An 8,265-nucleotide genomic window follows, 5' to 3' on the forward strand; every position below is an offset into this window, starting at 1 on the left:
ATTCCCCAGTCCCCAATCCCCAGTCCCCATTCCCTCTGGATCTGGAATTTGAGTATACTACGATGAATCTATCGATATTATGGATTTTATCGGGTTTAGAGAAATTACCGCATCACCGCAATAGAGATCAACGGAGGTATAGGGGTGAGTGAGATTGTGCGCCAAAAAATATCAGCGAAGGCAGAGCAGTTTACAGAGTCGGTGATTCGAGAAATGACCAGGGTAGCACTGCAACATGGTGCAGTGAATCTAGCGCAGGGGTTCCCTGATTTTCCCTGTCCCTTGGAGTTGAAACAGGCAGCTTATGAGGCAATAGAGGCAGATGTCAACCAGTATGCCATTACTTGGGGCGATCGCCCATTTCGTCAGGCGATCGCTAACAAAGTTCGTTGGTATCTCGGCTTAGATATTGATCCCGAAACCCAAATCACCGTTACCTGTGGTTCCACAGAAGCAATGGCAGCTGTGATGCTGGCAACCGTCGATCCCGGTGAGGAAGTAATTGTATTTGAGCCGTATTACGAAAACTACGGCCCTGATGCGATTTTAGCTGGTGCCATACCCCGCTATGTGACACTGCATCCTCCTGATTGGACGTTTGATGAAGCACAGTTGCGTCAAGCTTTCAATGCCAATACCAAAGCGATTATTATCAACACACCCCACAATCCCACCGGCAAAGTCTTTACCCGTGAAGAACTCACCCTAATTGCTGAACTTTGTCAAAAGTGGGATGTGTTAGCGTTCACTGACGAAATCTATGAACATATTCTCTATGATGGCACTCAACATATTGCCCTAGCGACCCTTCCCGGTATGGAAGAACGCACAATTACCATCAATGGTCTTTCCAAAACTTACAGCGTCACTGGATGGCGAGTCGGCTACATTTTGGCCAACCCCGAATTGACAGGAGCGATTCGCAAAGTCCATGATTTCCTCACCGTTGGCGCTCCTGCACCATTGCAACGAGCCGGAGTTGCCGCCATGCAATTGCCACCATCCTATTATGAAGAACTAGCCAAACTTTATCACCAGAAGCGAGACAGCATTTTACAGATTCTAGATCAAGTTGGCATTCCCTATTTCGTTCCCCAAGGAGCCTATTACGTACTTGCAGATATTTCCAAATTCGGCTATAAAACAGATGTTGAATTCACTTACCATCTAATTAAAGAGATTGGTGTTGCCGTAGTTCCTGGTTCCAGCTTTTTCAGCCAACCAGAAAAAGGACATTCATTGATCAGATTTTGCTTCAGCAAAAGACCTGAGACATTACAAACAGCGAGCGATCGCTTACTCAAACTACAAACCACTTTACAACCAACATCCTAACATACATTTCTTCCCTTCTCCTCTCTTATCTTCGCGCCCTTTGCGTCCTTCTCTGCGAGACGCTACGCGAACGCGGTTCGTTTCACATCCAAATTAATTCAAGATGAAAGACCCATTACACCTTATTTTTTATTAATAGTAGGGAACAACTATAGCAATCTGATCTGAGTTGTAAAAATTACTTTTTTTTACGAACCGCAAAGGACGCAAAGGACGCGAAGATAAGAAATAAAGGATTTTACAAATTATTTAGGACTGCTATATGGCTACTTACGACAACATTTTGCAAGCAATTGGTAGAACTCCATTAGTCAGACTTAACAAAATTACCGAAGACATTCACTCAAGTATTTATGCCAAAGTAGAATATCTCAATCCTGGCGGGAGTACCAAAGATAGAATTGCCCTCACGATGATTGAAGCCGCAGAAAAAACAGGTCAATTGCAACCCGGTGGCACTATTATCGAAGCTACCGCAGGTAATACTGGTGTTGGACTGGCACTAATTGCAGCAGTGAAAAAGTATCGCTGTATTTTCGTCATGCCTGATAAAATGAGCCAGGATAAAATCAACCTACTCAAAGCTTATGGTGCAGAAGTAGTTGTTACTCCCACATCTGTACCGCCTGACTCACCAGAAAGTTATAACGGTGTAGCGGAAAGACTCGCCAAAGAAATACCAGGAGCTTACAGACCAAATCAATTTGAAAACCCGAATAATCCTTTAGCACATTACTTAACTACCGGCTCAGAAATCTGGTCAGATAGTAATGGGAAAGTTGATGTTTTTGTTGCAGGTATGGGTACAGGTGGTACAATTTCAGGAGTTGCTAAATATCTGAAAGAGCAAAATCCAAATATAGTGATTGTTGGTGCAGATCCAGAGGGTTCAATTCTTTCTGGTGATACCCCAAAATCTTACAAAGTTGAAGGAATTGGTGAAGATTTTATTCCCAAGACATTTAATCGTCAATTAGTCGATGAAATGGTTCGGGTTAGCGATAAAGAATCTTTTAATATGGCTCGTCGTTTAGCACGAGAAGAAGGTTTATTGGTAGGAGGTTCTTGTGGTACAGCAGTAGCCGCAGCGCTCAAGTATGCAGCCAGATTAACAGAGCCGAAATATATTGTAGCGCTATTACCAGATACGGGAAGAAACTACATTAATAAAATCTACTCCGATGCCTGGATGCAGGAAAATGGTTTTTGGGAAGGTACAACGGTAAAAAGCATCAAAGTTGGCGAAATTCTCGCTCAAAAAACAGATTTTCCTTCTCTAGTTGCTGTCAGTCCTCGTGATACCTTAAGCAAAGCGACAAACTACCTACAAAAGCTGAATATTTCGCAGCTACCTGTGATTGATAATAATCATGTAGTCGGAAGCGTCAATGAAGCCTCTTTAATGAAATTTCTCCATGATGGGATCAACTTTTCTAAGCAGGAAGTTTCGGCAGTCATGGGTAAACCTCTGCCGATGCTTGATGAAGAAGTCGATGTTTCCGAAGCTTATCGAGTATTGTTATCAGGAACAACAGGAATTATTATTAAGCGAAATGATGTTCCCATTGGATTAATTACCAGAGCCGATTTAATCAGATATTGGATTAGTCAAACCCAAGAATAATCAAGGAAAAATCATGGAATTTGAGACTAAAGCAATTCATGAAGGACAGCAATCAGACCCACAAACAGGCGCTGTAATTGTTCCCATTTATTTGACTTCTACTTATGAACAAGAAGCCATAGGTAAACACAAAGGATATGAATATTCTCGCACGGGAAACCCCACCCGTACCGCTTTAGAATCCGCTTTAGCTTCTCTTGAAAATGGCAAATTTGGTTTAGCATTTGCCTCTGGCTTGGCTGCAACTACCACAGTATTAAGTCTACTAAAAAATGGCGACCATATTGTTGCTGGTGATGATTTGTATGGTGGAACTTATCGTTTGTTAGAAAAGGTTGTGAAAAATTGGGGTGTGACAACTACCTATGTAGATATTGATAACATCGCCGATTTTGAAACTGCCATTCAACCAAATACCAAGCTGATTTGGATTGAAACTCCCACCAACCCTTTGTTAAAAATTATTGATATTGCCGCACTGGCAAATATTGCCCGTAAAAACAACATCATCTTAGTAGTTGATAACACCTTTGCTAGTCCTTATTTTCAAACACCGTTAGATTTAGGTGCTGACATTGTGGTTCACAGCACTACCAAATATCTAGGAGGACACAGCGATATTATTGGTGGTGCGGTCATCACATCTAACGAGCAACTATACACCGAACTGAAGTTTTATCAAAATGCGATCGGGGCGATTCCTAGTCCTTTTGATAGCTGGTTAGTGCTGCGAGGAATTAAAACTCTGGCTGTAAGAATGCGAGAACATCAAAAAAACGCTTTATTTTTGGCTGAATTTTTAGAAAAGCATTCCAAAATTGAGCGAATCTATTATCCAGGATTACCCAGTCATGAACAGCATCAACTAGCAAAAGAGCAAATGTCTGGGTTTGGGGGAATGATTAGTTTGGAATTAAAAGGTGGTTTTGCTGAGGTTGAAAGATTTGCTTCCCGACTCAAGTTATTTTTGCTGGCTGAAAGTTTAGGTGGTGTGGAATCGCTACTTTGCTATCCTACCAAAATGACTCACGGTTCTTTACCAGAAGTAGAAAGATTCAAACGCGGAATAAAGGATAATTTAGTCCGTCTTTCGGTAGGAATTGAACATCAGCAAGATTTGCAAGCTGATTTAGAAAATGCTTTAGCTTGAAAATTGGCATTGGGCATGGGAAAACCGATTTTAATTTGACGTTGTAAGCTTGATTTATCGTAATTAAGTATAGGGTTTGAGATCCATACTTTTACAGATAGCTTTGTTTGCGGAAGGGATTTAAGCCCCACCGCAAACATATAGCGCTTCTTAGTTGAGTCTAATACAGACCTAACCCCCAGCCCCTTCCCTACTAGCGTTGGGGAGCAAGATTTAAAGTGGTTTAATATAAGTTTATAAATGCTTTGTTTAGGCGTTTGTTAAAAAACATGACATTATTTTTGATCCAGATTTAACTCTAACTTTTGATCCCTGACGAAAAGTTAACTTTCTTAAGAAAACCCCACTCCAAAACGGGGGTTTATAAGCCTTAGTACGTAGTAATCCCCAGAAAAACAACACAAAACTAGTGTAGAATTAGTTCAAATTTCCGGTAATTATATCGGGATAGTAGGCTTATAAATTCCGAATTAAAAACCCCATTGACTCTTTAAAACGATAGGACTAATGTTATGAGTAGTCCTTTCAAGGACAGTATTTATGCATCAAAAAATCAGGAGGTATTTCCGATGATGATGATGATGACTGAAACCATGACTCCCGAAATGCAAGCTTGCATGGAAGTTTGTATGGACTGTCACAAAATGTGCATGGAAACCATGACTTACTGCATGAGCAAAGGTGGTAAGCACATGGACAAGAGCATGATGAGCATGATGAGCATGATGCGCGATTGCTCTGAAATGTGCATGATGTGCATGAATATGATGATGAGTGGTTCTGAGTTTATGGAACGCACTTGTATGCTTTGTGCCCAAATGTGCGATCGCACTGCTATGGCGTGTGAAATGATGAGCGATGACGCGAAAATGATGGAATGTGCTGCTGCTTGCCGTAAGTGTGCAGAGTCTTGCAGAAGTATGCACATGATGCCCGCATAATTCCTCTAACTAGCAGAAGTTTCTCTGCAACCTAATATTCAAGCGCTCAGATTCTTTGGATCTGGGCGCTTGAAGTAATATTCTTTTGCAGAATTTCCCGCGTCCCGTGTATCTCTGCGTTCACTCCATCAAAATCAAGCGCAGAGGATCTAAACGCACATACCAAGGAAAAGGTTGGTCTTTCATCGTCGCCCATTTTTCTTTGAAAACTTCAGCTTGCAGATGGTAATCTTGAGAATTCTTGCCAGCAGAATGTAATTTGAGAAATAACGTCATTCGATGGGGCGTTTCACTTGCTTGTACTACCCAACAGGGAAAGGTATTTTCCTGTGATGAGTCGTTGGTAAAAATGAACTGATGGGCACGAATGCCGACGTGGGATAATTCGCTCTTGACTGGTTCAACGACTTGGAGAGTACAACCCCAATCAGTCGCTTCCACCTGTTGCGATGACTGGAGAACAACACGGGAGAAGTTTTTACATCCGGTAAGTTGGGCGACACTCACAGTAGCAGGATGCTCGAAAATATCGTATTTGCTGCCATAGTGAACGGCTCTACCATGCTCCAATACCAACAGATTCGGACAAATCCGATAAGCTTCTTCCATATTATGGGTGACAAATAGAGTCACACCTTGGTAGTCAGCTAGAGTTTCTGTCATTTGCTGCTCTAATTGACTACGTAGATGGGTGTCAAGTGCCGAAAACGGCTCATCTAAAAGCAATGCTTCCGGTTGACTTGCCAATGCTCTTGCCAAGGCTACCCGTTGTTGTTGACCCCCAGAAAGTTGGTGCGGATAGCGATCGCCTAATCCTTGTAACTGCATCGCTATTAGTTGCTCCTCTACCTGCACCTTAATACTCCCAGCAGATAGTTTTTTGGGCAAGCCGAAAGCGATATTTTGCGTCACACTCATGTGCGGAAATAGGGCGTAATTCTGCACTAAAAAACCGATGCGGCGATCGCGGCTGGGTAAATTAATTCCTTGTTCCGAGTCAAACAATACTCTACCATTTAAAACTATGCGTCCTCTAGTGGGCGTTTCTATCCCCGCAAGGCAGCGCAAAATCATGCTCTTACCTGCTCCAGAACCCCCCAACAATCCCAAGGGTTGTTCATCAGTAGTGAAAGCAACTTTTAAATCAAAGCTAGGAAGTATTTTTTCAATATTGACTAACAATCCACCAGATTCAAGGCTAGAGTGCGGCGTGTAGAGAATTTCTCCCCCTGCTCCCTGCTCCCTGCTCCCTGCTCCCCCTCCTCCTCTCCTCTTTTCCCTCAATTCTTGCCAGAAGTTGACAGCAATAATTCCAGATAGAGAAATCACCATAATAGCGATCGCCCAAAACCAAGCCTCGTTCATTGCTCCCGCTTCCACAGCAAAATAAATCGCCATTGGGATTGTCTGCGTTTGTCCAGGAATGTTACCAGCCAGCATCAATGTCGCCCCGAATTCTCCTAAAGCACGGGCAAAAGCGAGCATTGTAGCGGCGACAATGCCGGGTACTGCTAGGGGTAAACTGATGCGCCAAAAGATTGTGGCTTCAGTTGCACCAAGGGTTCTAGCTACTCGCAGCAAGTTGCCATCTATTTGTTCAAAGGCTCCCAATGCAGTTTTATACATTAATGGGAAAGAAACTACCGTGGCGGCGATCGCTGCACCATACCAAGTAAAAACGATGCTGAAGTCAAAAGCCTGCATGAGTTTCCCTACAGGGCCATTTTTCCCAAAAAATAGCAGCAACAAAAAGCCTACAACTGTGGGTGGTAAAATTAGGGGCGCAATAAAGATACCCTCAATCAACGATTTACCTTTGCCACGATATCCCAGCATCCAGTAGGCAGCAGCGATACCTAAGAAAAAGGTGATAAATGTAGCAAGTAATGAAGTTTTGAGTGATATCCAAAGAGGCGAGAAATCCAATGGCATAGTTGTCTGGGGAAGAATTAGCTCAACTAATCCATAATTTACCAACTTTAGCTCAAATATGTTGGGAAAAGTTGGTAAATTACCTGACAAACAATAAAGAAAATGGCAAAAACTAGACAACGCTGTAGGGGCACAGCATTGCTGTGCCCCTACGACAGGTGTAATTCAAATAGATGAAAATAGCTGTAATTAGTCCAGTTGACTACTGTAGGCACTAAAACCATAAGCCAAAGTTTCTTTTAAACTACCTGATGGTTTAAGACTTCTGTTGATAGCATTAGCAAACGGTACTGGGATTCCTTTGATAGTTTCCGGCAAAATTGCATATTCTTCTGTTGGTTCGACAATGTATTGTGGACACTTCGCTTTCATCCCAGCAGTCGCTAACATCTCCTGTATTTCAGCAGCTGAATATTGCTTGAGATAAACTGGATTTCTCACAAATGGGTTCAGCCTTCTGATAAAATTATGGATAATATGAGAAGGACAAGACTTGTTGTGAAAGGAATGATTAAAAACAAAAATTCCACCAGGTTTTAGCACACGAGATATATCAGCCAATAACTTTCTTAATTGTGCATCTGGGATATGCATAAAAACGCAATTAGAAATTACCAAATCTATAGAATTATCTTCTAAAGGCAATATTTCAGCAGAAGTACAAATCAAGTTAAATTCAGCTTCTGGGAAAAAATCATATTCTTGTTTAACCTTGACTAACCGCCGCAATAAAGGCTCAGAAATATCAATGCCATAATATTTCTTGCATCTCAGATTTTTCGCTTTAGAGAGATGCAAAGGTGCCCGACCATAACCAGAACCAATCTCTAGAATCGAATCAACAGATTTATTCAACGGAAATTTGTTCCAAGTACCTCCAGGTGTGCCAGTTAGCAGAGTGTAATCTTGTTTAATAGGCGATGTATCTGCAAGTTTTTCAATTTTTTGGGAACCATAATATGTTTTACCAATTGCGTCCCATGTTTTTTTATGTTGAGTATTATTCAATTGTTCATAGTCGCTAGGAAAATAAATTCCATCTCGTAATTCAAAGTCATTTAGACTGAATTTTACATTTGCTAATTGAGACATTATGATTATTCCTCATGAATAGTTAAGTCTGTTTTCTGTTATACTCCTAACTCAGCATTAACCGCAAGTGATTTTTACTGAACTGCTTTACTTTAGTCTTGCTTCAAAGTCTATAGCTGTTTTCAATTCGATGGAATTATAGCGTTTCCTAATCACATGAGGTACATCTTAGCCCCCTCTCGAAGAGCGGG

6 protein-coding genes are annotated in these 8,265 nt (G+C 41.6%); 4 read left to right on the forward strand and 2 right to left on the reverse strand.

Annotated features, from left to right (window positions below; all coding sequences use genetic code 11):
* Nucleotides 1-144 precede the first annotated feature (144 nt).
* The 4 genes from HWQ41_RS14810 (at nt 145) to HWQ41_RS14825 (ending at nt 5,050) form a co-directional block, all read left to right on the forward strand.
* Entirely contained in the window at nt 145-1,335 is a 1,191-nt protein-coding gene (locus HWQ41_RS14810) for an aminotransferase class I/II-fold pyridoxal phosphate-dependent enzyme (RefSeq protein ID WP_292763911.1), read from the forward strand.
* Between the two features lie 262 nt (nt 1,336-1,597).
* The gene (locus tag HWQ41_RS14815; protein ID WP_292763914.1) at nt 1,598-2,959 is read left to right on the forward strand and encodes a cystathionine beta-synthase; all 1,362 of its coding nucleotides are present in this window, start codon (nt 1,598-1,600) and stop codon (nt 2,957-2,959) included.
* A 13-nt stretch (nt 2,960-2,972) separates the two neighbouring features.
* A complete protein-coding gene (locus tag HWQ41_RS14820; protein ID WP_292763917.1) occupies nt 2,973-4,109 on the forward strand; it encodes a cystathionine gamma-synthase in 1,137 nt (378 codons plus the stop codon).
* Between the two features lie 569 nt (nt 4,110-4,678).
* Entirely contained in the window at nt 4,679-5,050 is a 372-nt protein-coding gene (locus HWQ41_RS14825; RefSeq protein ID WP_292763923.1) for a four-helix bundle copper-binding protein, read from the forward strand.
* Nucleotides 5,051-5,170: 120 nt separating this feature from the next.
* On the opposite strand, the gene modB is transcribed toward HWQ41_RS14825, so the two are convergent.
* A complete protein-coding gene (gene modB / locus HWQ41_RS14830; RefSeq protein ID WP_292763925.1) occupies nt 5,171-6,982 on the reverse strand; it encodes a molybdate ABC transporter permease subunit in 1,812 nt (603 codons plus the stop codon).
* A gap of 189 nt (nt 6,983-7,171) precedes the next feature.
* Nucleotides 7,172-8,074 carry a class I SAM-dependent methyltransferase gene (locus HWQ41_RS14835; protein WP_292763920.1) on the reverse strand — a complete coding sequence of 301 codons (903 nt, stop codon included), beginning with the start codon at nt 8,072-8,074 and terminating at the stop codon, nt 7,172-7,174.
* Nucleotides 8,075-8,265 lie beyond the last annotated feature (191 nt).

It is taken from the genome of Nostoc sp. NOS(2021) (assembly GCF_017115025.1).
GTDB lineage: Bacteria > Cyanobacteriota > Cyanobacteriia > Cyanobacteriales > Nostocaceae > Nostoc.